Raw genomic sequence first — 25,894 nt, forward strand, 5'->3', positions numbered from 1 at the left:
GAGTTTCCGATGAACATCCTATTCGCGGCCTCCGAAGCCGTTCCTCTCGCGAAGACCGGCGGTCTCGCCGACGTTGCCGGGGCGCTCCCGAAAGCGCTGAACAGACGCGGCATCGATGCTAGAGTCGTACTGCCGAAATACGAGGAAATACCGGAAGCGCTGCTCGAATCGTTCGAGCAAGTGGCCCATTTCAACGTTTATTTCGGCTGGCGCAAGCAATATTGCGGCCTGTTGAAGGGCAGCCTTGACGGCGTCGTCTATTACTTGATCGACAACGAGTTTTATTTTAAGCGGAGAGGCTTATACGGTTACGGCGACGATGCCGAGCGGTTCGTATTTTTCTGCTTCGCGGTCATGGAAGCGGTCCGTTATATGGACTTCCATCCTTCCGTCGTGCATTGCCACGATTGGCAGACGGGCCTCATTCCGTTCCTGCTGAAGACCAGGTATGCGTACGATCCCGCTTGGGCCTACGCAAAGTCGGTATTTACGATCCATAACCTGAAATATCAAGGCTTGTTCGGCATCGACCTGCTCAAGGAGCTGCTCGGCACGGGCGACGACATGTTCACGTCCGACAGGCTGGAATTCCACGGCGCGGCCAGCTGCATGAAGGGCGGGCTGGTCTTCGCGGACAAGCTGACGACGGTAAGCGGCACGTACGCCGAGGAAATCCAAACCGATTATTTCGGGGAGGGACTCGATTCGCTGCTGCGCTACCGCTCCGGCGACTTGATCGGGATCGTCAACGGCATCGACGACGAGCTGTTCGATCCGATGAACGACCCGGCGCTGCATAGCCCGTACCGCGATTCCCTGAGCCGCAAGCGCAAAAACAAGGTCGAGCTGCAGCGGGAGCTCGGGCTGCCGCAATCCGAAACGGTGCCGCTTATCGGGATCGTATCCCGTCTCGTCGAACAGAAAGGGTTCGATCTCATCGCCGCCACCTTCGAGGAGCTGCTGCAGCTGGAAGATGCCGAGTATGCCATATTGGGCGCTGGCGAAGAGCGTTACGAGCATTTTTTCAAGGAGATGGCTACGCGTTACCCCGATAAGGTGGCATTGCGGCTCGGTTACGACGATCGGCTGGCACGACTCATCTATGCGGGCTCGGACTTGTTCGCCATGCCGTCGAAGTTCGAGCCGTGCGGGCTCAGCCAGCTGCTGGCGCTGCGCTATCGTTCGGTGCCGATCGTTCGCGAGACGGGCGGGCTCAAGGACACGATACAAGCCTACGATGAATATACTGGCGAAGGAAACGGCTTCAGCTTCGCCAATTACAACGCGCATGATTATATGTACACCGTCCGCAGGGCGCTGTCGCTCTATCGTAATGAAGAAGCGTGGAAGCAGATCGTCAGGAACGGCTCCAAGGAGGATTACAGCTGGAACCGTTCCGCCAGAGCTTATATATCCGTTTACTCTCAGCTTGCAGCGCACCGAAAGGAGAAGGAGCCATGGCCCGTCATCTTGTAATCGGCAACGGAAAGATGCTGCTCAATCTGGACCGGCATTGCTTCATCCGCGATATTTATTATCCCTTCGTAGGGCAGCTCAACCACGTGGGCGGACAATACTGCCGTTTAGGCGTGTGGATTGAAGGGACTTTCACCTGGCTGGATGAGCCGGAGTGGAGATTCGATCTTGATTATATCGAGGATTCGCTGGTCACGAACATTACGGCGAAGCACGAGAGGCTCGGCATCGAGCTATACATGAACGACGGCATCCACCAGCGGGAATGCATATACATCAAGAGAGTCGTCGTCCGCAACAGATCCGATCATCCGAAGGAGGTCAGGCTGTTCTTCCATCAGGACCTGATGATCGACGGCACGGAGGTCGGCGACACGGCCGTCTATTACCCGGAAAACCGGACGTTGTACCACTATAAGCGAAACAATTATTTCATGTTCAACGGCTTCTCGGACGAAGGCGGCATTATGCAATATTCGACCGGCATCAAGCGGTTCCAATCGGCGGAGGGCACTTGGCGCGACGCGGAGGACGGCGTCCTGATGGGCAATTCGATCGCGCAGGGCTCCGTAGACAGCACGATCAGCTTCCGCACGAGCGTGCCGCAGGGCAGCGAGAAGTCGATCTATTACTGGATGTCCATCGGCCAAAACCTCGAGGAAGTGAAGGAGCTTAACCAGTACGTGCAGGAGAACCATCCGGAGAAGCTGCTCAGCCGCATGGTCATTTACTGGAAGCATTGGCTGAGGCGGGCGGAGACGGACCTTGGCGACCTGCCTCGCGACGTCGTGCGCATGTTCAAGCAAAGCCTGCTGCTCGTCCGAACGCAGATCGACGAGAGAGGCGCGATCTTGGCGGCGAACGACACCGATATTTTGCAGTATAATCGGGATCACTACAGCTATATGTGGCCGCGCGACGGAGCGCTCATCGCCGATGCGATGTCGATGGCCGGCTACCAGAGCGTCATCGCGCCGTTCTTCCATTTTTGCGCGCAAGCGTTGTCCCCGGAGGGCTACCTGTACCATAAGTACAATCCGGACGGGACGGTAGGCTCGAGCTGGCATCCTTATATCGTGCAAGGGAGCAGAAGGCTGCCGATCCAGGAGGACGAGACCGCGCTCGTGCTCTTCGCCCTGTGGAAGGACTATTCCCGCAACCAGGTCATCGAGCTGCCGCAGTCGCTCTACAGCAATCTGATCCGCAAGGCGGCTTCGTTCCTGAGCACGTACGTGGAACCTTCGCTGTCGCTGCCGAAGCCGAGCTACGATCTGTGGGAGGAGCGATACGGCATTTGGACGTATACCGCCGCTTCCGTATACGGCGGCTTGATGGCGGCGTCGTTCTTCACCGATTTGTTCGGCGATTACGAGCGAAGCGACCTTTACAAAAACACGGCCGAAGCCATCAAGCAAGGCATCGTCGCGCATTTGTGGGACGAAGAGAGCGGGCGCTTCGCGCGCGGGCTTATCCAGAAGGATAACCGCTGGGTGAAGGACATGACGCTCGAGAGCAGCTTGTTCGGCGTATTCGAGTTCGGCGTGCTGCCCGTCGACGATTACCGCGTCGTGCAGACGATGCGCTCGATCAAGGAAGGCCTGCAGATCAAAACGCCGATTGGCGGCATCGCCCGCTACACGAACGATTATTACTTTCAGCAATCCGGCGAGATCGATCGCGTTCCCGGCAATCCGTGGATCATATGCACGCTGTGGGTCGCGAATTTCGAAATCGAATCGGCTTCGACGCTCGAGGAGCTGGCAGGGCCCAGGCGCACGCTGCAGTGGGTAGCCGACCAAGCGCTGGAGAGCGGGCTGCTGCCGGAGCAGCTCAACCCGTACGACGGATCGCCGCTTTCCGTCGCTCCCCTCACCTGGTCGCACGCGACTCTCGTGCACAGCGTCTGCAAGTATGCGGAGAAGTATAAGCGGCTGCAGGAACGAGAAAATACGCGAGGCTACGAATAAATTCGCGAAAAAAGGGATGGAAGAGAAACCATGTGCGTTCGCATATGGTTTCTTTGTCATGCCGGTCGCATAGGAGGCGTAGCCGCCATTTGACGCGGATCGGGCCGCTCGGCCTTCAAGCTTGCGGCCCGCCGTACTTTTTGACGAGAGAGGAGAGCGTAAGCAGCGGCCAAATATAATTGTTGCTGGCGTAATGCACATAGACGCTGCCCGGCAGCCCCGCCCCCGTCGGATAGGTGTACGTCCAATCCCGCCTGTCGAGCGCCGCCAGCAGCGCATCGGCGCCTTTCCCGAGCTCGGCCGTCGGCTTGTCATGGACGGCGATGAGCGCGTCCAGTGCCCATGCGGTCTGGGAAGGCGTACTGGCCCCGAGCGGGACGTAACGCTTCAGCTTATCGCTGAGGCAGGACTCCCCCCAGCCGCCGTCTTCGTTTTGGATTGCCAGCAGCCATTTGACCGCTTTCGTTAAGGCTGGATGGTCGCTGGCGATTCCGACCGCCTTCAGCCCCTGGATCGCGGCGCCCGTTCCGTGAATATAAGCGATGCCCCATCTTCCGTACCAGCTTCCGTCCCGCGTCTGCTGCGACAGCACCCATTGCACCGAATCGTCGATCCATTGCTGGCCGAGCGACATGTCGAGCTCTTGCCCGAGAAAGGCCAGCATGCGGCCCGTCAGGTCGACGGTCGACGGATCCGTCGCGATGTCCGACGCGCCTTCGAAGGCGAAGAAGCTTGCGGGAAGCGAGGCGCCTTTCCTCTCGAACGCGGGCCACCCGCCGTCGTCGTTGCGCATCGCCAGCACCCAGTTCAATCCCCGCTGCCAGTCGGCATCCCCGCCGGTCACGCGATCGATATAAGGGCGGACGGCCCGGAGCGCGGCGACGCTGTCGTCGACGTCCGGATAGATCGTGTTCGCCTCCGAGAACCCCCAGCCCCCGGGCTGCGTATCGGGCTTGCGGATCGCCCAATCTCCAAGACGCGTCTGCTGCTTCGGCAGCAAGTATGCGCCTGCCCGCTCCATTGCCGGACTTGTTCCTTGAACGCCGGCTTCCCGGAGCGCGTAGCCGAGCATGGCGGTATCCCATATTTCCGAGGATGCGATCTGGATATGCGGTTTGTCGAGGCATAGCAGCGAACGGATGCCTCGCAGCAAATGCTCGATGACGGGGGAATGTTCCGGATAGCCCGCCGCAAGCAGCGCAAGCGTCATGAGCATCGTCGCGGTGGAATACGTAAGCAGCGTCCCGTTCGGTTCCACCCGATCGAGCATAAAGGTTACCGCTTGCTCTTCTGCCGTAGGCGAACCCGAGGTGAGGAGACTCGATAACGGGAGCGTCGAAAGAAATCCGTTCAGCGCGGATATCCAGGTGGAGTCGTTCGCGAAGGTCCGGGAGCCGCCGAGAAATAAATCGGTCAAATCCGGCAAGTAAGCGGAGCGCCTGGCATATTGCCTGTTCGCCATGATCAGCGTCGGGATCAGGTGGACGCGGGCGTGGCCGGATAGCGAGAACAGGTCGAGGCCGAGGCCGTTGTTCGAGAAGAAGGCTTCCAGCGGGATGCGAAGCAGCAGCGGCCATTCCGCTTGGCCCGTCGCGGCCAGAATGACCTGCGTCAGCAGCGAGCGGACCTGCGACAAGCCGCCCTGCGAGCGGATGAATTGCTTGGCCAACTGGATGCGAGGCTCCCATTCGCGATTGTAGCCCGCGCAGAGAAGCGCGTAGCAGGCTTCGGCCGTCGCGTCCAGGCTGCCTTCCTTCTCGTCCGGATACAATTGCCAAGCGCCGCTGGCCAGCTGCTTGGAGGCGATCCGGGCGGCAAGCGCCCGAATAAGCGTCTCGTCGGACCGGCCGAGCGCGCGCAGCAAAATAATGTAATGGCTGTCCGTCATCGTCCCGGAGTCGAAGCACATCCGCCATGCCCCGTCGCCCGATTGCCGGCGGAGCAGCTCGCCCGACAGCTCGCCAATCCTTTCGCGGATTCGGTGCATATCCATTTGCCGTTCCATCCTTTGCTTCGTTAGTTGCTAAATGTATATGCGGCTTCGGCGCGCCCTACTTCTCCTTTATAAGCAAATGTAATGAGAAGGATAGAGGATTCGAATTTCCCATTTGCCATCCCCCGCTCTATAGTTAAAGAACGGCATCGACAGGATGATGCACAAGCAAAAAGCTAGGATGAGGACAATGGAGCGACACCGCGCATCATTAGGAAATTTGAACGTAAAATTGAACTTTGCCCTGGGCACCGCGATCACGCTCCTACTGGCGATCGCCGCCAAATATATAGCGATGCTTCCGCTGCTGCATATCATGGGGCAGCTCGTCATCGCCATTCTGCTTGGCACGGCATTCCGGTCATGGCTCGGCGTGCCGAAGCGGATGACGGCTGGCGTAACGTTCGCCAGCAAGAAGCTGCTGCGCATCGGCATTATTTTGCTCGGACTCCGCCTGAATTTGGCCGACATGATGAATGCCGGCCCCAAGGCGTTCTTGATTGCGGCCATCAACGTCGTCTTCACGATCTTGCTCGTATACGGCCTGGCCAGACGGCTCGGCGCCGGCAAGAAGCTCGGCATGCTGACGGCATGCGGCACGGCCATCTGCGGCGCGGCCGCGGTCGTCGCGATCGCGCCGCAGATGAAAGCGGATGACCGGGAAATCGCGATAAGCGCGGCCACCGTCGCTTTGCTCGGCACCGTATTCACCCTCGGTTACATTACCTTGTATCCCGTTCTCGGCTTAAGCGCCGCGGGCTACGGCATCTTCTCCGGAGCGACGCTTCACGAGATCGCTCATGTCATTGCCGCGGCGGCGCCTGGCGGGGAAGAAGCCATCGAGCTTGCGGTAATCGTGAAAATGTCGCGCGTTGCGCTGCTTGTTCCGGCAGCCATTCTAATCGGCTTGTGGCACCGCCGCTCCGCCAAGGAGCCGGGGAAGAAGAGCCAGAATAAGCTGCCCGTTCCTTGGTTTATTCTCGGCTTTCTGGCCATGAGCGCCCTTCATTCGCTGAACGTCGTCCCGGCGGCGCTGACGGAGCGGCTCATCGTCGCCGCTTATTTCCTGATTGCGATGGCGATGGCGGGACTCGGGCTCGGCGTCGATTTGGCCGTCTTCCGCAAGCTTGGCCAAAGGGCTTTCGCAGCCGGTCTAATCGGCTCGGTGCTGCTCGCGGCGCTTGGACTGCTGCTCGTTCACGCGTTCAACCTTGCATAAGCGCCCGTCAAAAAACGAAAGCCGCGCCGGTCCGTCAGACCGGTGCGGCTTTCGCCATCGTACCTATAATGTCGTCCTAGCCGCCGTTTAGAAGGCGCAGGCGCGAAGAATGATGACAAGCAAGATGAAAAGCACGAGTATGAATGCCGTGTTGGACCAAACGCCGCCTACGAGCCCGCAACCGGCTCCTGCGCCTGCTACAGGATATCCCATGGTCAATACCTCCCGATCGTGTTGATGTGAGGCTAATGCTCACATGATTATTGTATGCCGGCGTCGGATAACCGTTCTAGACGGATGTACCGGTACGCTCGCCTTTAAGCGATTGTCCGAACGGCAACTTTTATCTACACGGGCAAGCTTGCGTCCGCGGGAACAATCGCCGCTAACAGCCGGCGGGAGGGTAGGGGCGGGGACGCGGATACTGCCGGATATGCTTGATCTTGGAATCGGCGGTCAGGCGCATGCCGTTGCCCGCCAATACGCTCGCCGCCGAGCCTGCGGCAATGATATGGATGCAGCCGACCGTAATTCTCGGCGAGCAATTGACGCGGTCGAGTCGGATGACCCGTCCTTCCTCGTAGTCGGGGTCGGTAAGCTCCGGCATATCGCGGCTGAATATCGTATACGATTCGAAAAAAACGTCGCCGGCCCTCGTATGGTCTTCCTGGCGCTGCACCGCCAAGGCGCGCAGCCGCGCATTCGTCTCGCCCCGGTCCCCGACCTGTACGACGGCCGACGATGCGGCGCTGACAATGCAGATCGAACCGATATTCGATTCCCTGATCGGATACGGATTGTTCACGGCAGCCCCGTCAGTCGCTTTCTTCCGCGACTTCCGTACCTTCGACCAGCGCCTCGCTCGCGCTCTCCGGCAGCGGGAACGGCGCGAGCGGACCTACGATGACCGATTCGGGCGGCGTATCGAACATCGAATAGAGGGAAACGTTGTCGGTGTCTCCCACCTGCACCATCGACGCGCTGGATACGCCGAGCATTTCGATATGCCCGACGCTCAGCTTATGATTGACGACTTTGAAATGGATCATTTACGCCATACCTCCGGCAGGCGCCGACCCGCTCTGCAGCTGCTTCATGTAAGCAAGCATGGCCGCGTCGGCGTCTCTTTTTGTTTTGGCTAGCACTTGCCCGGTAACATCCCCATTATTTCCGGCGCCGTTTTGGCCGTTATTTCCTTTGCTTGCCGCCTGCAAATAATATTCGATTCGGGGAGGGAGCTGCTTGCGGACGTCTTCAATGATAATTCGGCGGTGATACGGATCGAGCGGCAAGCAAAGCTCGGATTCGAACGATTGCAGCTTCTGAAGCGCCTCGGTGTCCAAATAGCGGTTCATACCGGCATAAATATCGGCATACGGGCCCGTAGGGGGCGGGATGGCCGGACCGGCAGCCGGGAACACCTCGGGCTTGGCCACGGCAAGCTGGTCGACCGTGCCGGGGAACGATTCGTCGCCGTCTCCCGGCGCGGTCATGCCGATGTTGAGCGTCCCGTCAAGCTTCTCCACCTTCAATTGGTCGAAATGGTATTCGATGCTTTCGATGTTATAGGTGGGCTTCGCTTCGAGCTGCTTGATCTTCTCGCATAATTCGGCGAGCTGCGACTCCAGGCCGTCGATCCGCTCCTGCTGCGCCTTCAGCGCGTTCTGCACCTCAAGCGACCAGATCTGCCAAGGAGAGAGCTGGTTCATCTGTTGCATGCGGTATTCCTCCTTTCACCTCTTTCATTGCCTCGCGCCGACGCCGATCAGGTCGGGTTCGGAAGCGGCACGAAGGAGAGCGGATTGTCCTCGCCGAGCTGCGGGGCGGGTCCCGTGAATCCGCCCGTGTTATACAGCTGCGATAAGGAGCGGATGGAGCCTGCGCTTCCGACCTGAAGGACGGAGCTGTTCGACACGTTGTCAACGCGGATCTGATGGATCGTAATCGTTTGATGGATCGTCCAGCTCATATCAAGTTAACCCCGGTGCCGATATCGTTATTCGTATTGTCTTGCAAATCCGGATCGATGGAATTCGTCGCGCTGACGGCATTGTTCGAATTGGTAAGGCTGCCCGTCAGGAACGAGCCGGAGCCCGCATAGGTTTTGGAGTTGCTGGACGGCGATACTTGGACCGAATCCCCGAACTGGACGATGGAGCTGGAGCCAACGCTTACGATTTTGACGAAGCCGACGACGGCTGGCATGTGCATCACCCTTCTTTTCGTAAACAGGTTATAGTCACATCTTATGCGGCATTCGCCCAGAGGTTACCGCGGCCCGTGTAGCCCGAACCCGGGCAAATGCATATGCTGGTAGGAGTGCTGGAAGGCAGGTGAATGCTTGTGGCGTCCAAATGGGATGATTTGGAGAGGTGGATGGAGAACCAGCGGCTGCCGAGAGGCTTCGAATTGCTGCGCGAGCCGGATTGGGTTGAGCGTTACGTCCGCAAAATGATGACCAAGGCGCTGCCGGAAGCCGCAGGCGCCGTGATCGGGGGAGGCTCCGCCGATTTTTCGGAGACCCGTCATTTCGTCCACGTGAAACTCAAGTTGCCGGAAGGCTTCGACAAGGATCGGCTGCGGCTGTTCGTCCGCGAGGACCGGCTGCGCCTGGAAGGGCTGCCCGGCGACAAGACCGAGACGATTAAGCTGCCGAAGCTCGTCAAGCCGCGCGTCTGCAAGACGCTGCTGAAGGACGGGGTGCTGCAGGTCAAGCTGCGGAAAAGGCCGGCGAACCGGACGTATCATGAAGCATTCATTCGCTGGTAATGTACGCGGCGATTCATAGAGAAGAGCGCCTGTCGTGCTTGGCGAGCGTTCTTTTTGTCACGAAATCGACAGGGTTTGCGGCTGGATAATGGCTGCGGTATCCCTTATAATGTCTAATAAACGTGTACTTATCAGGAAACAAGGGAGTGTGTGAAGTGTCCTTAGTCGACGTAAGCAGCGTGTCTGCTTCTTTATTCATACTGGGCGTCGTGTTTTTGCTGCTGATCTTCGGACTGCTTAGCTTCGGCATTTTGCGGATGTTCCAGCAGAAGTTCCGCGCGGGCTGGCTGAGCTTCGGCGGGGCGGTCGTCAGCTTTGCCGGATTTATGTACATATTGAACAAATGGTATTTATAGCAGCATTATAGCCGATCAAGACCGGAGGAATAGGTTTGTTCTGGACAATCGCTTGGTTTATTTGCAATTCATTGTTCGTCGCCGCCGTCATCGCTTATTTATTCATTCTGCGCTCCTATTCGGAGGCGAAGCGGCTGTCGGCCGACGCCGCGTTCGTCGCCCGCCTGAACGGGCGCCGCAAGCTGGCCGGGGCGATCGGCATTCTATTATTCGCGGCCATGGTCGCCAGCTTCGTTATCAATATGCGAGTGAACGGATAAGAGGCTCTCATTGACGAGAGCTTTTTTTTTCGTCATTATGGGGATAGACCATTTTACGTTCGGAGGTAGGGCAGATGCATACGATGGAAGACATTATTAGGCGGATGTCTAGTCAAGGGCTGCGGATTACGGACCAGCGCAAGACGCTGGCGAAGCTGTTCTCGGAAACGCAGGGCTACTTGGCTCCGAAGGAAGTCTATGAATATATGGGGAAATCTTATGCGGGCTTAAGCTTCGATACGGTGTACCGCAACCTGCGCGTCATGGAGGAGCTTGGCGTGCTGGAGCAGGTCATCTTCGAGGACGGCGGCAAGTTCAAGCTGCATTGCAAGGAGCACGACCACCATCATCATATGATTTGCCTGCAGTGCGGCATGACGTATCCGATCACGTACTGCCCGATGGAGCAGACGGCCGTTCCCGAGGAGTTCCGGGTCGTGAAGCATAAGTTCGAAGTGTTCGGCTATTGCAAGGCGTGCGATCAGGAAGAGCTGGCCCAGGGCGGGCAGGGATGAGCAAGCGGCGGAAGGTGATGCAGCGCGTGACGAAGGCGCCGATCCGCTTCTACCGCAAGGTCATCTCTCCGCTGAAGCCGCCGTCCTGCCGCTTCTATCCGACCTGCTCGCAGTATGCGCTGGAGGCGATCGAGAAGCACGGCGCGGCGAAGGGCTCCTGGCTCGCGGCGAAGCGGATCGCCCGCTGTCACCCGTTTCACCCGGGCGGCTACGACCCGGTTCCTCCCGTTTATGGGGGAAAGGCGAATCCACCTTGACAGGGGAGCGTACGTTTCGGTATATTTTTCATAAATGCAACCCATACGATCCGAGGAACGGATAAGTACAATGGAAGGCCACTCGCAGAGAGCCGGGCAAGGCGGTGCAAGCCGGCAGGGGACGCCATTGGAAGATGGTCCGGGAGGATCCGCCTTCGAGCCGCGGCATGTTCATGCCGTCCGGTAAGGGAGCGGCGCTGCGCCAGCGATAACGGCTTAGCCGCCGGACAGGCGGCGCACGAAGCGATCGCGACGCAAGGTCGGCCACCATCGGCCCCGCGCGCGGACGGAATTTGGGTGGTACCGCGTGAGTTCAAGCTCTCGTCCCATGTTGGACGGGAGTTTTTTGCGTTTTTTTAAGACCATAACGGATGTTAGAGGAGGAGCTTCAATGAGCAGCAAACAATCGTTTTACATTACGACGCCGATTTATTACCCGAGCGACAAGCTTCATATCGGGCATGCGTACACGACGGTGGCCGGCGACGCGATGGCGCGCTATAAGCGGCTGCGGGGCTATGACGTCTGGTATTTGACCGGCACGGACGAGCACGGGCAGAAGATCGAGCGGAAGGCGAAGGAGAAGAACCAATCGCCGCAGCAGTTCGTGGACGATATCGTCGTCGGCATCAAAGATTTGTGGGCGAAGCTGGAAATTTCCAACGACGATTTTATCCGGACGACGGAGGAACGCCATAAGCGGGTCGTCGAGAAAATATTCGCGCAGCTGCTGGAGCAGGACGATATTTACAAAGGGACGTACGAAGGCTGGTATTGTACGCCTTGCGAATCGTTCTTCCTGGAACGGCAGCTCGTTGACGGCAAGTGTCCGGACTGCGGACGGCCGGTCGAGCTCGTGAAGGAGGAAAGCTATTTCTTCCGGATGAGCAAATATGCGGACCGGTTGCTGCAGCATTATGAGCAAAATCCGGAATTCATCCAGCCGGAGTCGCGGAAGAACGAAATGATCAACAATTTCATCAAACCCGGGCTGGAAGACCTCGCCGTATCCCGTACGACGTTCGATTGGGGCGTTAAAGTGCCGGGCGATCCGAAGCACGTCGTTTATGTATGGATCGACGCATTGTCGAATTATATAACGGCGCTCGGCTACGGCAGCGAAGGGGCGGATGCCAAATACCGCGATTTCTGGCCGGCGGACGTGCATCTGGTCGGGAAGGAAATCGTCCGTTTTCACACGATCTATTGGCCGATCATGCTGATGGCGCTCGGACTGCCGCTTCCGAAGAAGGTGTTCGCGCACGGCTGGCTGCTCATGAAGGACGGCAAAATGTCGAAGTCGAAAGGGAATGTCGTCGACCCCGTCGTTCTGATCGACCGTTACGGGCTGGACGCGCTTCGCTATTATTTGCTGCGCGAGGTGCCGTTCGGCGCGGACGGAACGTTCACGCCGGAAAACTTCGTCGAGCGCATCAACTTCGACCTGGCCAACGATCTTGGCAACCTGCTCAACCGGACGGTCGCGATGATCGACAAATATTTCGAAGGCGCCGTCCCTGCGTTTAAGGGGTCCGTGACGCCGTTCGACGAATCGCTGCAGAAGCTGGCCGCGGAGACGATCGTACAGGTGGAGGACGCGCTCGAGAACATGGAGTTTTCGGTGGCGCTCGCGTCGCTTTGGCAGCTCGTGAGCCGCACGAACAAATACATTGACGAGACGCAGCCGTGGGCGCTGGCCAAGGACGAAGCGAAGACGGAGGAGCTCGCATCCGTCATGCATCACCTGGCGGAATCGCTGCGGATCGTCTCGATTCTGCTGCAGCCTTTCCTGACGCATTCGCCTCGCGAAATATGGAAGCAGCTCGGCCTTGCGCAGGGGGAGCTGACAACGTGGGAAAGCACGAAGCGATTCGGCTCTTTGCCGGGCGGCACGAAGGTCGGCAAGGGCGCGCCGTTGTTCCCTCGCCTCGATACGGCGGAGGAGGCGGCCTACATCGCCGCGGCGATGGGCGGCGGCGCCCGGCCGGAGCAGCCCGCGGCAAGCAGCGCTGCCGCGACTCCGGCCGTCGCGGCGGACGAGAAGCCGGCCTCGGCGAAGGAAGAAATCGGCATCGACGATTTCGCGAAGGTTGAGCTGAGAGTCGCGCAGGTTATCGCGGCGGAGCCCGTGCCGAAGGCCGACAAGCTGCTTAAGCTGCAGCTGGATCTTGGCTATGAGAAGCGGCAAGTCGTCTCCGGCATCGCGAAGCATTACGCGCCGGAGCAGCTGGTCGGGCGCAAAGTCATTTGCGTAACGAACCTTAAGCCGGTCAAGCTGCGCGGCGAATGGTCGCAAGGCATGATCCTGGCGGCGTCCGAGGGCGATCAGCTGACGCTCGCCGCGGTGCCTGACGAAATGCCGAACGGCGCGATCGTGAAATAAGGGACGTAGTGCTTGAAGGAGCGCCCGGGCATAGCGGCTGCCTCGGGTCCGCTCCTTTTTTTTGCATCGGCCTCCGGCTAAATTTTGGCTCGATCTGGTCAATACAAGCTAACAAGCGCTGACGCTGGCCGGAAAAAGCGGGGAAGCATTAGGGTGGGATTAGGTTGACAGCCCAGTGCGAGAGTCGTATAATACAAAACGTAATAGTAACGATTACGAAATAATGGGTTGGAAAGATTGGAGAGATCCCGTAATGAAGCCATTGAAACGACCGATAAGACTGGCATCGCTTAGCTTGCTGCTGTCTTCCCTGCTGCTTGCCGCGGCATGCGGCAACGAAGGGAGTCAACCGCCCGGCGGCGCTAACGCGGCGGAGGAAGGCAATACGGCCGCCAAGGTTGAAGAGGAGCAGCGAATTAACGTCGTAACCAGCTTTTATCCTTTATATTTTCTCGCAACCGAAATCGGGGGAGACCATGTCAGCGTCGACAATTTGATCGCCTCCGGCGTCGAACCGCATGAATGGACGCCGAAGAGCCGGGATTTGAGCGTCGCATCGAACGCGCAGCTTTTTCTCTATCACGGCGCCGGGCTCGAAGGCTGGGTGGACGATTTCCTGACGGGCTTGTCGAAGGACAGCAAGGTCGTCTCGAAAGAAGCCAGCCTCGGCGTACCTTTGATCGAAGGGTTCGAAGAAGGGGAGGAAGAGCATGCCGAAGAGGGGCATGCTCATGAAGAAGAAGGGCATGAACATGAAGAGGAAGGACATGATCACGGCAACCTGGATCCGCATACGTGGGTAAGCCCGAAATCGGCGCTCGTGCTGGCGGAGAACGTCAAAAACAGCCTGATTGAAGTCGACGCCGCGAACAAAGCGGATTACGAGAAAAATTTCGAAGCCGTCAAGCGCAAGCTGGGCGAGATCGATTCCGACTATACGGAGCAGCTCGCGGGTACGGCGAATAAAAACATCGTCGTCTCCCACCAAGCCTTCGGCTACCTGGCGCGCGATTACGGCTTGAACCAGATCGCGATCATGGGACTGAGCCCCGAGGCCGAGCCTCGCGCCCAGGACCTGCTCGATATCGCCAGGTTCGTAAAGGAGAACGAGGTCAAGTATATTTTCTTCGAGGAGCTCGTCTCGGATCAGCTTGCGAAGACGCTGGCCGCCGAAGCGGACGTCGATACGATGGTGCTAAATCCGCTCGAAGGCTTGACGTCGGAACAGGAAGCCGCCGGCGATAACTATTTCACGTTGATGGAACGAAACTTGCAAAATCTCGTGCAGGCATTACAATAGAACAAAAGGCAAACATGCGGAGCGGATCAAGCGCTCCGCTTTGCTGCGAGGAGAAGATGCGATATGCAGAAGAACGCGATAACGGCCGCTGCCGGCTGTCATCAAGAGGTTGTCTCGCTCGACAACGTCTCCTTTTCCTATCAGCAGCAGAACGTCATCACGAACCTTAGCTTCGGCGTGAAGGAGCGGGATTTCGTCGGCCTGATCGGGACGAACGGCGCGGGGAAAACGACGCTTCTCCGCATGATCGTAGGCTTGCTGAAGCCGACAGCCGGCTCGGTACGACTGTTCGGGGAAGAGGTGTCGGCCTTCAAGCAATGGGAGAAAATCGGCTATGTGCCGCAGAAAAACGCCTTTAATCCGCTATTTCCGGCAACGGTACGGGAAGTCGTCCTGTCGGGACTCTACAACCGGAATAAAATATTCAGGAAAATAGGCAAGGACGACCAGAGAAAGTGCGAGGACGCCCTTCAGGCCATGGGCATCGAGGATTTGCGCGACAAGCGGATCGGGCAATTGTCCGGCGGGCAGCAGCAGCGCGCATTTTTGGCTCGGGCTCTAATTAACAATCCGTCCTTGCTCATCCTGGACGAGCCGACCGTAGGCATCGATACCGAAACGCAGGAAAGCTTCTTCCACATGATTAAGCACATGCACCAGCACCACAACATGACCTTCCTGATGGTTTCGCACGATTTGGACATGATTCTCTCCTATCTGGGCGAGCGTCCCGCGGCCGAGAGCGGCAAGCTGAAGTTCCATATCAAGCATTCGCACGAAACGCAGGACTGCGTGGAGAACGATCTGGCGCACAGCCTGAAGGGGCTGCGCGAGCAAATGGAGAGCGGGAAAGAGGTTGTTTTGATTGGAGATCGTAACTAGCGAGTTTTTTCAGCGGGCCCTTGTCGGGGGCTTGCTGATCGGCGTCACCGCCCCGCTTATGGGGTTATTTCTTGTGCTGCGGCGACTGTCCATGATCGGGGATACGTTGTCGCATGTATCGATCGCGGGCGTCGCGCTCGGCTTCCTGATCGGCGTGTACCCGATCGCGGTCGGGCTGTTGTTCGCGATTGCCGCATCGTTCGCGATAGAGAAGCTGCGCAAGGCTTACAAGACTTACGCGGAGCTGTCTATCGCGATTATTATGTCCGGCGGGGTAGCGCTCGCCTCCCTTCTGTTCACGATGGGGAGAAATTTCAACATGAACGTGAACAGCTACTTGTTCGGAAGCATCTATACGCTGAACAATACGGATTTGTACGTAATCGGAGGCGTGACGGCCGCCGTGCTCATCGTCATCCGCACCCAGGTGAAGGAGCTGTTCCTCCTAACGTTCGACGAGGACGCGGCCGCGGTCAGCGGGTTGCCCGTCAAATTTTATAATGTTATGATTAGCGTACTGACGGCGCTGGTCATCAGCGCGTCGATCAAAATCGTGGGAGCGCTCCTCGTGTCCGCTCTGTTGACCATTCCGGCGGCATGCAGCTTAATTGTAGCGCGCAGCTTCCGTCAAAGCGTCATGACCGTCGTCGTCGTCGGCGAGCTGGCCGTCGTGAGCGGCCTGCTGATCGCTGGCGTGTGGAACCTGGCTCCGGGCGGCACGATCGTTCTTCTGCTGATCGCGGTTCTATTAATGCTGCTATTGATTCGCCGAGGCGTACGGGTTGGCAGCTGAGCTGATAGGAATTGGAGTGAAGAAGCTTGTCCGATATTAATGTATGGCTGGCGTTCGGCGCCGGCTTTGCATCGTTTATTTCTCCGTGCTGCCTGCCGCTTTATCCTTCGTACTTATCTTATATAACGGGCATTTCGGTGACGGATTTGAAAGAAAACGCGCCCGACAGGAAGAAAAGGCTGCGCACGATGTCGCATACGCTGTTCTTCATCCTCGGCTTTTGCACCGTGTACTACGCGCTTGGTTACGGAACGAACGTTTTTGCCGAGTTTTTCAGCGAATACCGGCATCTGATCCGGCAATTATCCGCGATCTTGATTATTTTGATGGGATTGTTCCTTATCGGCTTGTTCCAGCCGCAGCTCCTCATGAAGGAGCGCCGGATGAACCTCATCCCGAAGAAAGCGAACTATGTCAGCTCGTTCATCTTCGGAATCGGCTTCTCGGCGGGTTGGACGCCGTGCATGGGACCGGCGCTGACCGCCATTCTGGGACTGGCCGCCACCGAGCCCGGCACGTGGTTTCAGCTTACGACGGCTTACGCGCTCGGCTTCGCGATCCCGTTCTTCGTGCTCGCGTTTTTCCTGGGAACGGCGAGATGGATATTGAAATATTCGGCCGCGGTCATGAAAATCGGGGGAGGCGTCATGATTTTGATGGGCATCCTGCTGTTCACCGACCAAATGACCAAAATCACGATCTGGCTCAATCTGATTACGCCGGAATGGCTGACCTTCTAAACGCCGGAGAATATCCTTGGTTGCGGGGCATGCGGCAGAAAGTGTATGATACTTAGAGTAACGCCGAGGAAACTGGGTGAAGAAGTTGGGTTAGGGGGTTCTTCAATGCCGACACCGAGCATGGAAGACTACTTGGAAAGAATTTATAAGCTTATCGACGAGAAAGGCTATGCGCGAGTATCGGATATAGCGGAAGGCCTTGAAGTGCATCCGTCCTCCGTGACGAAAATGATTCAAAAGCTCGACAAAGACAACTATTTGATCTATGAAAAATACCGCGGTCTCGTATTGACGAATAAAGGAAAGAAGATGGGGAAGAGGCTGGTCGACCGGCACCAGCTGCTTGAATCGTTCTTGACGACGATCGGCGTGCAGGACGAAAATATTTATCAGGACGTGGAAGGCATCGAGCATCATCTCAGCTGGGACTCGATTACGTGCATCGAATCGTTGGTCGAATATTTCAAACGCGATTCGCAAAGACTGGACGAGCTTCGGGCACTGCGTGCGGAGATGGACAGCGAATAGGTACATAGACGGCCTGCTAGGCAGGCTAACAAAGAAGGTCTAAGGCGGACGCCTTAGACCTTCTTGATGTGGTCGTTAATGATATTTCGGCAAATCGTCGTCGTCGTCCTTGCCGCCTTCGATGACGCGGAAGGGAACCGTCTTCGATCGCGGCTTGGCCGATTTCGATTTTGCCGCGGCGGCGGCCCGGCCCGGCTTCACCTGCGGGCGTCCCTGTCGCGAGCCGCCGTACCCTCTTAAGAAAGAAGGAGGATATTTATACAACAGGTAAATGCCGCCCAGTACCACGATCGGAATGATGAACGAGCTCGGGCTTAAAATTACGCTGTACACCAGTCCGATCGCAAGCAGCGCCAACAGGCCGATCGTCCAAGCATTCCATCTACTCGGCATTCTGCTCATCGTGCATACCGCCTCTCCGCATGAAGTGTGTGATTCGTTTATTTCATTTGCTGATCAAGCTCGCGCATCCGGTTGAACGAAGCGATGGATACGGCGACCTGTTCGTCCTTGGGCTCCTTCGTCGTAAGCAGCTGCAGCCACAGCCCCGGAAAACCGAGGTATCGAAGTATGGGCACTTCCCGGAGCGCGTTCGTCCAGCGCAATACTTCGTACGATATGCCAAGCACGAGCGGCAGGAGCAAAATTCGGATATAGATGCGCTCCCATATCGTTTCCCAAGTGAAAATCGGCAGCGAATAGACGATGACGCCGACGATGACCGTAAAGACGATGAAGCTCGAGCCGCAGCGGTAATGCAGCCTGCTGTACTTCTGGACGTTGCGAACCGTAAGCTCCTCGCCCGCTTCGTAAGCGCTGATGACCTTATGCTCCGCGCCATGGTATTGAAACAGCCGCTTGATCAGCGGAGTCATGGAGATGAAGTATAAATAAGCGAGAAGCAGAATGATCTTAATAAGTCCCTCTAGCAAATTATGGGCGATTTTATTGTCGAACGCGCCCGCGAACAGCAATTCTTCAAGCGCCGCCGGAGCCGCCGTAAAGATCAATTTGCCGAAAATAAACGAGAGCACGCCGGCAACCGCGACGCCGACGATCATGCTCAGACTCCATCCGCCGCCTTTCTTCTCTTCCTTGACGGGCGTATGGTCCGGCTGTTCGCCGGCTTCGTCTTCGGCATAGGCTTCCATTGAAAAGTTCAAATGCTGGGACCCTTTGGCGCTCGATTCGATGATGCCGACCACGCCGCGAACGAGCGGGATCTTCTTAAGCCGCTGCACCCAGCGCTGAGAGGTTCGGGGCACCTCGTAAAACACGATTTCGTCATTTTTGCGGCGGACGGCCGTTACGTTCACGTGCTTCCCGGCGAACATAACGCCTTCGATAACCGCCTGTCCGCCATATATACCACGGGAGTCTTGCGGCAATTGCTTGTCACCTTCCTTGAGTAGGTTTTCGCCTCCGAACTTGAGGGCGAATGCTGCTATCGGTATCGTAACTCCATTGTACTTGATCGAGCGGCCAATTGCCAACGCTCCGCGGGCGATGGAAGCTGAGTTAGCGGACGGTTACGGTTCGCCGTTTTTTCATATACTAAGCCCGTCGCCATAACAAAACGGAATGGAGGAGCAAGCAATGGCAACGAACAGGAAACGCAGCAACGGAAGCAGCCTGCATCACGATACGAATCCTTGGCTGTACGCGGTCAAAATCGGTTTTTTCGCCGGCCTCATTTGGGGCATCGTGCGCTGGCTCTTCTATGCGATGAAATTTACGACGATTCTGCCGGGCTTTGCCGCCGACCCGTTCTTCCGGGAATCGTTCCTGAAGACGGGCTGGGGTATGGTCGTCGGGATCGGATGCTTTATCGCGCTGTCGATCATCGCGGCTCTGCTGTATTACGTTCTGCTCGGACGCATGAGAGGCCCGTGGCCGGGAATCGTTTACGGCTTGGCGTGGTGGGCGCTTCTATTCGTTGCGCTCGGCCCATTGCTCGGGGTGATGGCAGGCGTGACGAAGGAAGGCTGGAATACGCTCTTTTCGGAGCTTTGCGTCTTTTTGCTGTGGGGCGCGTTCATCGGCTATTCGATCGCGTTCGAATTTACGGACGAAGCTTCGCGGGAGCCGCTGGGCGCCCATTGACTGAAATCCACTTCTCAAGCGCAGGGCATTTGTGGTAAAATGTCTAATGGACTTTGAAGCCATGCCGTTTTCGGTTAATTGGGAGGTACGGAATTGCGCAGCATTTTGATATTGAACGGACCGAATCTGAACATGCTCGGCATACGCGAGCCGGGCGTTTACGGAACGGATACGCTGGCTTCCATCGAATCGGCGCTGAAGGAGAAGGCCGAAGCGCTAGGCGTGCGGGCCGAGTTTTTTCAAACGAATCACGAAGGCGAAATGATTGATCGGATACATAGCGCGTACGGCAAGGCGGACGGCATCGTCATCAATCCCGGCGCATGGACGCATTACAGCTATGCCCTGCGCGACGCCCTAAGCGCGGTGGGGCTGCCGGTGATCGAGGTGCATCTGTCGAACATTCACAAGAGGGAAACGTTCCGCCATGTCTCGGTCATCGCGCCGGTGGCCGTCGGCCAAATCGCCGGCTTCGGCGCTCACGGTTACGAATTGGGCCTTACGGCGCTGTTGCGCCATCTGGAAATTGCGGAAGCTAGCAGGAAAGGATGAAGCGGATATGCCAAACGATAGAGTGAAACGGCTTCGCCAAGCGCTCGAGGAGCAGGGGCTCGAAGCGATTCTGATCGGAAGCGCGCACAACCGCCGCTACGTCAGCGGATTTACCGGCTCCTCCGGTATGGTGCTCGTCACGTCTTCCGAAAGCTACCTGCTCACGGACTTCCGTTATCGCATGCAGGCGCCGCAGCAGGCGGCCGGCTTTCAAATCGTCGAGCACGGGCCGAGCCCGATCGAGGACGTGCGCGAGCTGCTGCGGCAGAACAACCTGACGAAGCTTGCGTTCGAACAAGAACACGTCGTATACAGCGAATACGCCGCCTGGTCGAAAGCGCTGGCCGGCGTTGCGCTGCAGCCTGCGGCAGGCATCGTCGAGAGGCTTCGCATGATAAAGGATGCGGCGGAGCTGCAAATTATGCAGGAAGCGGCGGACCTGGCGGATCATACGTTCGGCCATGTGCAGCAGCTGATCCGTACGGGCGTCCGCGAGACGGATATCGCCCTCGAGATGGAAGTGTACATGCGAAGCCGCGGCGCGACTTCATCCTCGTTCGATACGATCGTCGCCTCCGGCGAACGGTCGGCGCTGCCGCACGGCGTCGCAAGCGACCGCGTCATCGGCGCGAACGAGTTCGTCAAGCTTGATTTCGGCGCCTATTACAACGGATATTGCTCCGACCTGACGCGCACCGTCGTCGTCGGCAAGCCGTCGGAGAAGCATCGCGAGATTTACAATATCGTGCTTGAGGCACAGCTGCACGCGCTTGCGCATATCAAGCCGGGCATGAGCGGCCGCGAAGCGGACGCGCTGGCGCGCGACATCATCACGAAATACGGCTACGGCGATCAGTTCGGCCACGGTACCGGACACGGGCTCGGGATGGAGATCCATGAAGCGCCGAGATTGTCGAAGCTCAGCGACACGATTTTAACCCCCGGCATGACTGTGACGGTAGAGCCCGGCATATACGTCCCCGGCTTCGGCGGCGTGCGGATCGAGGACGACATCGTCATCACGGACACCGGTATTAAAATATTAACCTCTTCACCGAAGGAATTGATTACTTTAGGTTAAGGGAACTATTCAATCCAGGAGGGAATCAGCAATGATTTCAGTAAACGATTTTAAGACAGGCTTGACCGTACAAGTAGATTCCGATATTTTCACCGTGCTGGACTTTCAACACGTTAAGCCGGGCAAAGGCGCAGCATTCGTACGCTCCAAGCTGAAGAACCTCCGCAACGGCAACGTTGTGGAGAAAACGTTCCGTGCGGGCGAGACGATCGGCCGCGCGATCATCGAGAACCGCGAAGTTCAGTACTTGTACAACTCCGGCTCCGAGTATACGTTCATGGACAACGAGACGTTCGACCAGTTCAACCTGGACAAGGCGCAGCTCGAATGGGAGCTTAACTTCCTGAAAGAAAACATGAACGTCAACATTACGAGCTACCAAGGCGAAATTCTCGGCATCCAAATGGCCAACAGCGTCGAGCTGAAGGTCGTCGAGACGGAGCCGGGCGTCAAAGGCAACACCGCCCAAGGCGCCACCAAAAACGCGAAGGTCGAAACCGGGCTGAACGTTCAAGTGCCGCTGTTCATTAATGAAGGCGACGTTCTGCTGGTCGATACCCGCGAAGGCAAGTACATTTCGCGCGCATAAGATGAATGCGTCATCCGGCCGCCCGTGCAAAACGGGCGGTTTTTTCATAGGCGGTTATACCCAAAAGGCGGCATGTTGTGGTATAATATTATCTTGTATGTATATGTCAAGGTTGGGAGTGGATCAGCTTTGTCGTTGATAGTGATGAAGTTTGGCGGCAGCTCGGTCGGAACGCCGGAGCGGATGCAAAGAGTCGCAAAGCGAATTATTGAGAGGCAGCGGGAGGGCAACGATATCGTTGTCGTCGTGTCTGCCATGGGAGATACGACAGACGATTTGATCGATCAGTCGAAGCAGTTGAATCCGAATCCGCCGGCGAGGGAAATGGATATGCTGCTGTCCGTCGGCGAACAAATATCGATCGCCCTGCTTTCGATGACGATTCATCGGATGGGCGCCGGGGCGGTGTCCTTCACGGGCTGGCAGGCCGGCATCCGTACGGAGGCGCTGCACGGGAAAGCGAAGATGACCGACATTAGACCGGATCGCGTCTTCAAGGCGCTTGAGCAGGGGAACGTCGCCATCATTGCGGGTTTCCAGGGCATGAGCGAAGACGGGGAAATCACAACGCTCGGGCGTGGCGGCTCCGATACGACGGCCGTCGCGGTTGCGGCGGCGATGAAGGCCGACGTGTGCGAGATTTATACGGATGTGGACGGCGTTTATTCGACGGACCCCCGCGTCGTGAAGAACGCGCGCAAGCTCGCCGAGATTTCATACGACGAGATGCTGGAGCTCGCGAATCTGGGAGCGGCGGTGCTTCATCCCCGCGCGGTGGAGTACGCCAAGCACAATAACGTAAAGCTGGTCGTTCGTTCCAGCTTTACCCAAAACGAAGGTACGAGTGTGAAGGAGGAAGCGGTCATGGAGCAAGGCGTGGTCGTTCGCGGCATCGCGTTTGACAAAAATGTAGCTAGAATCAGCATTATGGGCGTGGAGGACGTTCCGGGCGTGCTGGCCAACGTATTCGGGGCGCTCGCGAGCAACGGAATCGACGTCGACATTATCGTGCAAAGCGGCGTGCAGGACGGCAAAGCCGACTTTTCCTTCACGCTTTCCGGCGACGACCAAGACAAAGCGATCTCGGTCATCGAAGGCATCCGCGGCACCGTGCCTTTCCGCGAGACGACGTCCGAGTCGGATTTGGTGAAAATTTCGATCGTCGGCGCGGGCATGGTCAGCAATCCGGGCGTCGCGGCCAAAATGTTCGAGGCGATTTCTTCGCTCGGCGTCAGCATCAAAATGGTCAGCACTTCCGAAATTAAAGTGTCCTGCGTCATTTCCGCGGAACCTTTAAACGACGTCGTTCGAGCCCTTCATACGGCTTACGGCCTCGATACGGCGGAGCAGGCATTCGTCGGCGGCCCGCAGGAGCGCCGATAATTTTACAGCTTCAACCCGTCCTAATTCCAATTCATGAAGAAGGGGTTACCCCGCAGGCGCGAAGATTCGTGCCACCGGGGTATCCCCTCTTCGGTTTGCTCGGCGATCATCCGCTCAGCAATTTGAACAGCTTGTACAATATCGCGGTAATGCCCGCAGCCATGAGCGGCCCTACCGGGACGCCGCGCATGAATACGATGCCGATGATCGAGCCGATGACGAGGCCGACGATGATTTGTGGATCGATTCGCAGCAGGTCGAGCCCTTTGCCGTTAATGTACGTGGCCGCCGCGCCGCCGAGCAGGGCGAGCCATCCCGGCCAGGTCGTCAGGATGGCCGTAATGTCCTTCGTCTGAATTTTGCCTGCCGCGAACGGAACCAGCACGCTTAACGTCAGGAACAGGAGGCCTAGCTCGAGTCCGCGACGTTCGACGGTCGGAAGAAATCGTTCCAGATGTACGAGCTTGATCGCAAGCAGAAGACAGGCGGCCGTCGCGATAATCGGCGACCGTCCGATTAATCCGATGATGATAAGAGCAACCAAAACGATTTCTCCAGCCATTGCCATGGACTCCTCACGCGAGCAAAATAATCGCGGCGGCGAATCGGCCGCGGTTATTCATTTATATGGACAATCCCGTCCCCTTATGTCTGTTATCCTCTCGTAAGCTGATCGCCGTTCAGCCTTGGAACCTCTCGATAGACGTCGACCGCCGAGCAAGCCTCGATATCCCGCTTCATACCGAGCTTCAGGAGACGTTTGCCCGAGCTGCCGTTCATGATCGTTTCCTTTAAACGGGCGGATCGGTCCTTGTACATCGCCAGCATCGCGGTGCCGAAATCGTCCATATCGATCGGGCCGCCGAGAGCGGCATGCATACGATCGAGCACGAGTCCCGCGCATAATCCGTCCTCGATCGCGAATTCATCGTGGCTGCCCGCGCATAAAATAACGACGTCGCGGCGCAGATCGACCGCGGCCCGCGCGCACGCATCCGCGTTCAGGAAAGAAGCAGTCAGGACATAGTCGGCGCGCATCGCTTTATGAATGGCGCGGGTGCCGTTCGTCGTCGTCAGCACGATCCGTTTGCCGGCAACGGCCTGCTCCGTATACTCCTCCGGCGAATTTCCGAGGTCGAAGCCGGCGATTCGCCGGCAGAACCTCTCCCCCCCAAGCAAATCTCCCGGACGCTGCAGCGCCCTTGCCTCCATCACCGTTTCGGCCGGAATGACGCATAAAGCCCCTGCTGCGATCGCCGTGACGATCGTGCTCGTTGCCCGGAGCGCGTCGATGATAACGGCTGTTTTATGATGAAACCTTGCCGTACTGGCTTCGTTCACGCTTGATATGACTTGAACCTGCACCTGATCAACCCGCCTTTCCTATCGTTTCCAACCGCTCTTCTATCTTTATCCGCCGGTTCAGATCATATAAATATACGGTTCCGACGCGTGGCCGAAATGGAACGTATCCGAACGGAGGCCGCGCCGCATCGCCTCCAGGGCAAGCGCATCGGCCGGCGAAATGTTGCCGAGATGGACGTTCGAGCCCAGCTGCTGCAGCAAATAGACCTGCTGCTGCTTTAATGGCGCTTCCCACATGAGAAGGCTGGCGTCGCCGACTTTGGCGAGCGCTTCTTGAAGCGCTTCCTCCTGACAGTTGCCTTCCGAATCGAATAATCCCACGTTCATTCCCGATTCGCGCGCTTCGACCGTGACGAGGGCGGCGCCCGCTTCCAAGTCGCAGTCGGCCGTAAAGGCGAGCTCGTCGGGATCGACCATGGAGCCGGCCGCTTTTTTGCCGTATTCCGTTACGACGTACAGCCCTCGCTTGATCCCTTCTTTAATTAACGAAGTCCTTCTTCCGCGGTCCAGCTCGATCGTGCCGTCCGAAATTTCGAGTCCGTTAAAGCCGAATGCGCATATCGCATCCAGGAACGAACCGACGGACTGCTGCTGCACGGCCGCCTCCAGCAAGGTGCCTCCCGGCATGACGATGAGTCCGTGCTCCTTGGCCGTCTTCAGCTTATCGCGAAGCAGCTCGGGGGAATAAAGAACGGATGTGCCGAACGCAAGCTTAACGATGTCGACATGCGGACCGCCAAGCTGTACGAAATCCGAAAACGCATGCGGTCCCATCCCCTTGTCGATGACCATCGTGAGGCCGGTCCGGCTCTTCCGGTTCGACGCCCGTTTCCCGCTTGGGTCCTGCAGCGCGGTTTGCCACTCTTCTGAAGTCGCGATTTTCATCCTCGTTGTCTCCTCTTTGCGTAAAATCGTGAATCGGGTGAATCAATTCTTCACTATATGCAGCTGCCGGTGGGCAGGTGCCCGGCATGAAAGGGGGACAAGCGAGCATATAGTTATGTCACGGACCATTCACGAGAGGAGGACTCGTTCATGCTCAATAAAATCGTTCTGACCATGGCTTCGCTCCGGCTGACGTCGGGCACCATCGAAATTTGCGCCGCGCTCCTGATGCTTCGTCTCAACCAAATCGATAAGGCGCTGGTCGTCAATTCTTCGCTGGCGCTCGTAGGACCGCTCATCTTGATCGCGACGACGACGATCGGGCTTGTCGGCTTGTCGGATAAGCTGTCGCCGGCGAAGTTCGTCTGGGTAGCGGCCGGCGTCATCTGCCTGATGATCGGCATATTGAAAAAATAATAGACTTTTAATCTAGCAACGGGAAAGTCGGGAGACATATTTTTGGGGGATAAGCATACACATAGGAACTACGAAGGACAA

General features: G+C 57.5%; 32 protein-coding genes. 20 read left to right on the plus strand and 12 right to left on the minus strand.

The genetic code is table 11. The features are described from left to right. The first annotated feature begins 9 nt into the window (after positions 1–9). Positions 10–1,476, plus strand: a complete 1,467-nt coding sequence (gene glgA, locus IDH41_RS13075; protein ID WP_190861693.1) for a glycogen synthase GlgA — start codon at positions 10–12, stop codon at positions 1,474–1,476. Beyond that, positions 1,458–3,443 carry a glycoside hydrolase family 15 protein gene (locus IDH41_RS13080; RefSeq protein WP_190861695.1) on the plus strand — a complete coding sequence of 662 codons (1,986 nt, stop codon included), beginning with the start codon at positions 1,458–1,460 and terminating at the stop codon, positions 3,441–3,443. The genes glgA and IDH41_RS13080 overlap by 19 nt, the downstream gene beginning before the upstream one ends. Positions 3,444–3,558: 115 nt before the next feature. Here IDH41_RS13080 and IDH41_RS13085 read toward each other — a convergent pair whose 3' ends face one another. After that, positions 3,559–5,436: a prenyltransferase/squalene oxidase repeat-containing protein gene (locus IDH41_RS13085; protein ID WP_190861697.1), complete on the minus strand. Its 1,878-nt coding sequence runs from the start codon at positions 5,434–5,436 to the stop codon at positions 3,559–3,561. Positions 5,437–5,626: 190 nt separating this feature from the next. On the opposite strand from IDH41_RS13085, the gene IDH41_RS13090 reads away from it, so the two are divergent. Next, entirely contained in the window at positions 5,627–6,655 is a 1,029-nt protein-coding gene (locus IDH41_RS13090) for a YeiH family protein (protein WP_190861698.1), read from the plus strand. 87 nt (positions 6,656–6,742) lie between these two features. On the opposite strand, the gene IDH41_RS13095 is transcribed toward IDH41_RS13090, so the two are convergent. The 6 genes from IDH41_RS13095 to IDH41_RS13120 form a co-directional block, all read right to left on the minus strand. Continuing rightward, on the minus strand, positions 6,743–6,868 hold the full coding sequence (locus IDH41_RS13095; protein ID WP_190861700.1) for a sporulation protein YjcZ: 126 nt from the start codon (positions 6,866–6,868) through the stop codon (positions 6,743–6,745). A 172-nt stretch (positions 6,869–7,040) separates the two neighbouring features. Beyond that, a complete protein-coding gene (locus tag IDH41_RS13100) occupies positions 7,041–7,460 on the minus strand; it encodes a spore germination protein GerPE (RefSeq protein WP_190861702.1) in 420 nt (139 codons plus the stop codon). A gap of 10 nt (positions 7,461–7,470) precedes the next feature. Then, a complete protein-coding gene (locus IDH41_RS13105; RefSeq protein ID WP_223829701.1) occupies positions 7,471–7,704 on the minus strand; it encodes a hypothetical protein in 234 nt (77 codons plus the stop codon). Next, positions 7,705–8,373, minus strand: coding sequence for a spore germination protein GerPC (gene gerPC, locus IDH41_RS13110; protein WP_190861704.1), 669 nt, complete (start codon positions 8,371–8,373; stop codon positions 7,705–7,707). Between the two features lie 47 nt (positions 8,374–8,420). Beyond that, a complete protein-coding gene (locus tag IDH41_RS13115) occupies positions 8,421–8,624 on the minus strand; it encodes a spore germination protein GerPB (RefSeq protein WP_190861706.1) in 204 nt (67 codons plus the stop codon). Beyond that, positions 8,621–8,860: a spore germination protein gene (locus tag IDH41_RS13120; protein ID WP_190861708.1), complete on the minus strand. Its 240-nt coding sequence runs from the start codon at positions 8,858–8,860 to the stop codon at positions 8,621–8,623. Before IDH41_RS13120 ends, IDH41_RS13115 begins: the two co-directional genes overlap by 4 nt. A gap of 132 nt (positions 8,861–8,992) precedes the next feature. On the opposite strand from IDH41_RS13120, the gene IDH41_RS13125 reads away from it, so the two are divergent. The 11 genes from IDH41_RS13125 to mntR all read left to right on the plus strand — a co-directional run bounded on the left by IDH41_RS13125 (position 8,993) and on the right by mntR (position 17,438). Beyond that, positions 8,993–9,424 carry an Hsp20/alpha crystallin family protein gene (locus IDH41_RS13125; RefSeq protein WP_223829702.1) on the plus strand — a complete coding sequence of 144 codons (432 nt, stop codon included), beginning with the start codon at positions 8,993–8,995 and terminating at the stop codon, positions 9,422–9,424. 155 nt (positions 9,425–9,579) lie between these two features. Beyond that, a complete protein-coding gene (locus IDH41_RS13130; protein WP_190861709.1) occupies positions 9,580–9,780 on the plus strand; it encodes a hypothetical protein in 201 nt (66 codons plus the stop codon). Positions 9,781–9,815: 35 nt separating this feature from the next. Then, positions 9,816–10,040 (plus strand): hypothetical protein, encoded by a 225-nt coding sequence (locus tag IDH41_RS13135; RefSeq protein ID WP_190861711.1) that lies wholly within the window; start codon positions 9,816–9,818, stop codon positions 10,038–10,040. A gap of 74 nt (positions 10,041–10,114) precedes the next feature. Next, positions 10,115–10,555, plus strand: coding sequence for a Fur family transcriptional regulator (locus IDH41_RS13140; RefSeq protein ID WP_190861713.1), 441 nt, complete (start codon positions 10,115–10,117; stop codon positions 10,553–10,555). Positions 10,556–10,572: 17 nt separating this feature from the next. Then, positions 10,573–10,812 (plus strand): membrane protein insertion efficiency factor YidD, encoded by a 240-nt coding sequence (yidD, locus tag IDH41_RS13145; RefSeq protein WP_223829715.1) that lies wholly within the window; start codon positions 10,573–10,575, stop codon positions 10,810–10,812. Between the two features lie 391 nt (positions 10,813–11,203). After that, complete coding sequence (gene metG, locus IDH41_RS13150; RefSeq protein WP_190861717.1) at positions 11,204–13,195, plus strand: methionine--tRNA ligase; 1,992 nt, start codon at positions 11,204–11,206, stop codon at positions 13,193–13,195. Positions 13,196–13,448: 253 nt separating this feature from the next. Then, on the plus strand, positions 13,449–14,495 hold the full coding sequence (locus tag IDH41_RS13155; protein ID WP_190861718.1) for a metal ABC transporter solute-binding protein, Zn/Mn family: 1,047 nt from the start codon (positions 13,449–13,451) through the stop codon (positions 14,493–14,495). Positions 14,496–14,558: 63 nt separating this feature from the next. Continuing rightward, complete coding sequence (locus IDH41_RS13160) at positions 14,559–15,377, plus strand: metal ABC transporter ATP-binding protein (RefSeq protein WP_190861720.1); 819 nt, start codon at positions 14,559–14,561, stop codon at positions 15,375–15,377. Further along, complete coding sequence (locus tag IDH41_RS13165; protein WP_190861722.1) at positions 15,361–16,170, plus strand: metal ABC transporter permease; 810 nt, start codon at positions 15,361–15,363, stop codon at positions 16,168–16,170. The genes IDH41_RS13160 and IDH41_RS13165 overlap by 17 nt, the downstream gene beginning before the upstream one ends. 26 nt (positions 16,171–16,196) lie before the next feature. Then, the gene (locus tag IDH41_RS13170) at positions 16,197–16,910 is read left to right on the plus strand and encodes a cytochrome c biogenesis CcdA family protein (RefSeq protein ID WP_190861724.1); all 714 of its coding nucleotides are present in this window, start codon (positions 16,197–16,199) and stop codon (positions 16,908–16,910) included. Between the two features lie 105 nt (positions 16,911–17,015). Then, entirely contained in the window at positions 17,016–17,438 is a 423-nt protein-coding gene (gene mntR, locus IDH41_RS13175; RefSeq protein ID WP_190861726.1) for a transcriptional regulator MntR, read from the plus strand. A gap of 75 nt (positions 17,439–17,513) precedes the next feature. Here the strand turns inward: mntR and IDH41_RS13180 are convergent, their stop codons facing one another. Together IDH41_RS13180 and IDH41_RS13185 are read right to left on the minus strand one after the other, a co-directional pair. Further along, complete coding sequence (locus tag IDH41_RS13180; protein ID WP_223829703.1) at positions 17,514–17,840, minus strand: hypothetical protein; 327 nt, start codon at positions 17,838–17,840, stop codon at positions 17,514–17,516. A gap of 38 nt (positions 17,841–17,878) precedes the next feature. Then, positions 17,879–18,826 (minus strand): DUF1385 domain-containing protein, encoded by a 948-nt coding sequence (locus IDH41_RS13185; protein WP_190861728.1) that lies wholly within the window; start codon positions 18,824–18,826, stop codon positions 17,879–17,881. Between the two features lie 208 nt (positions 18,827–19,034). Between IDH41_RS13185 and IDH41_RS13190 the strand changes: the two genes are divergently transcribed. The 5 genes from IDH41_RS13190 (at position 19,035) to IDH41_RS13210 (ending at position 23,146) form a co-directional block, all read left to right on the plus strand. Then, entirely contained in the window at positions 19,035–19,541 is a 507-nt protein-coding gene (locus tag IDH41_RS13190) for a YqhR family membrane protein (protein ID WP_223829704.1), read from the plus strand. A 93-nt stretch (positions 19,542–19,634) separates the two neighbouring features. Next, positions 19,635–20,093 (plus strand): type II 3-dehydroquinate dehydratase, encoded by a 459-nt coding sequence (gene aroQ, locus IDH41_RS13195; RefSeq protein WP_190861732.1) that lies wholly within the window; start codon positions 19,635–19,637, stop codon positions 20,091–20,093. Positions 20,094–20,100: 7 nt separating this feature from the next. Beyond that, positions 20,101–21,174: a M24 family metallopeptidase gene (locus IDH41_RS13200; RefSeq protein WP_190861734.1), complete on the plus strand. Its 1,074-nt coding sequence runs from the start codon at positions 20,101–20,103 to the stop codon at positions 21,172–21,174. Positions 21,175–21,205: 31 nt separating this feature from the next. Beyond that, entirely contained in the window at positions 21,206–21,763 is a 558-nt protein-coding gene (efp, locus tag IDH41_RS13205) for an elongation factor P (protein ID WP_190861736.1), read from the plus strand. Between the two features lie 129 nt (positions 21,764–21,892). Continuing rightward, positions 21,893–23,146: an aspartate kinase gene (locus IDH41_RS13210; RefSeq protein WP_190861738.1), complete on the plus strand. Its 1,254-nt coding sequence runs from the start codon at positions 21,893–21,895 to the stop codon at positions 23,144–23,146. 106 nt (positions 23,147–23,252) lie between these two features. Here the strand turns inward: IDH41_RS13210 and IDH41_RS13215 are convergent, their stop codons facing one another. The 3 genes from IDH41_RS13215 to IDH41_RS13225 form a co-directional block, all read right to left on the minus strand. Continuing rightward, positions 23,253–23,708 (minus strand): DUF441 domain-containing protein, encoded by a 456-nt coding sequence (locus IDH41_RS13215; protein ID WP_190861740.1) that lies wholly within the window; start codon positions 23,706–23,708, stop codon positions 23,253–23,255. Positions 23,709–23,800: 92 nt separating this feature from the next. Further along, on the minus strand, positions 23,801–24,511 hold the full coding sequence (locus IDH41_RS13220) for a 2-phosphosulfolactate phosphatase (protein WP_190861742.1): 711 nt from the start codon (positions 24,509–24,511) through the stop codon (positions 23,801–23,803). A 57-nt stretch (positions 24,512–24,568) separates the two neighbouring features. Next, the gene (locus tag IDH41_RS13225; RefSeq protein WP_190861744.1) at positions 24,569–25,396 is read right to left on the minus strand and encodes a phosphosulfolactate synthase; all 828 of its coding nucleotides are present in this window, start codon (positions 25,394–25,396) and stop codon (positions 24,569–24,571) included. Between the two features lie 150 nt (positions 25,397–25,546). Here IDH41_RS13225 and IDH41_RS13230 point away from each other — a divergent pair, with 150 nt between their 5' ends. Continuing rightward, positions 25,547–25,813 (plus strand): YqhV family protein, encoded by a 267-nt coding sequence (locus IDH41_RS13230; RefSeq protein ID WP_190861751.1) that lies wholly within the window; start codon positions 25,547–25,549, stop codon positions 25,811–25,813. The last annotated feature ends 81 nt before the right edge of the window (positions 25,814–25,894 follow it).

The sequence above is a fragment of the Paenibacillus arenilitoris genome, from assembly GCF_014705655.1.
Lineage (GTDB): Bacteria > Bacillota > Bacilli > Paenibacillales > Paenibacillaceae > Pristimantibacillus > Pristimantibacillus arenilitoris.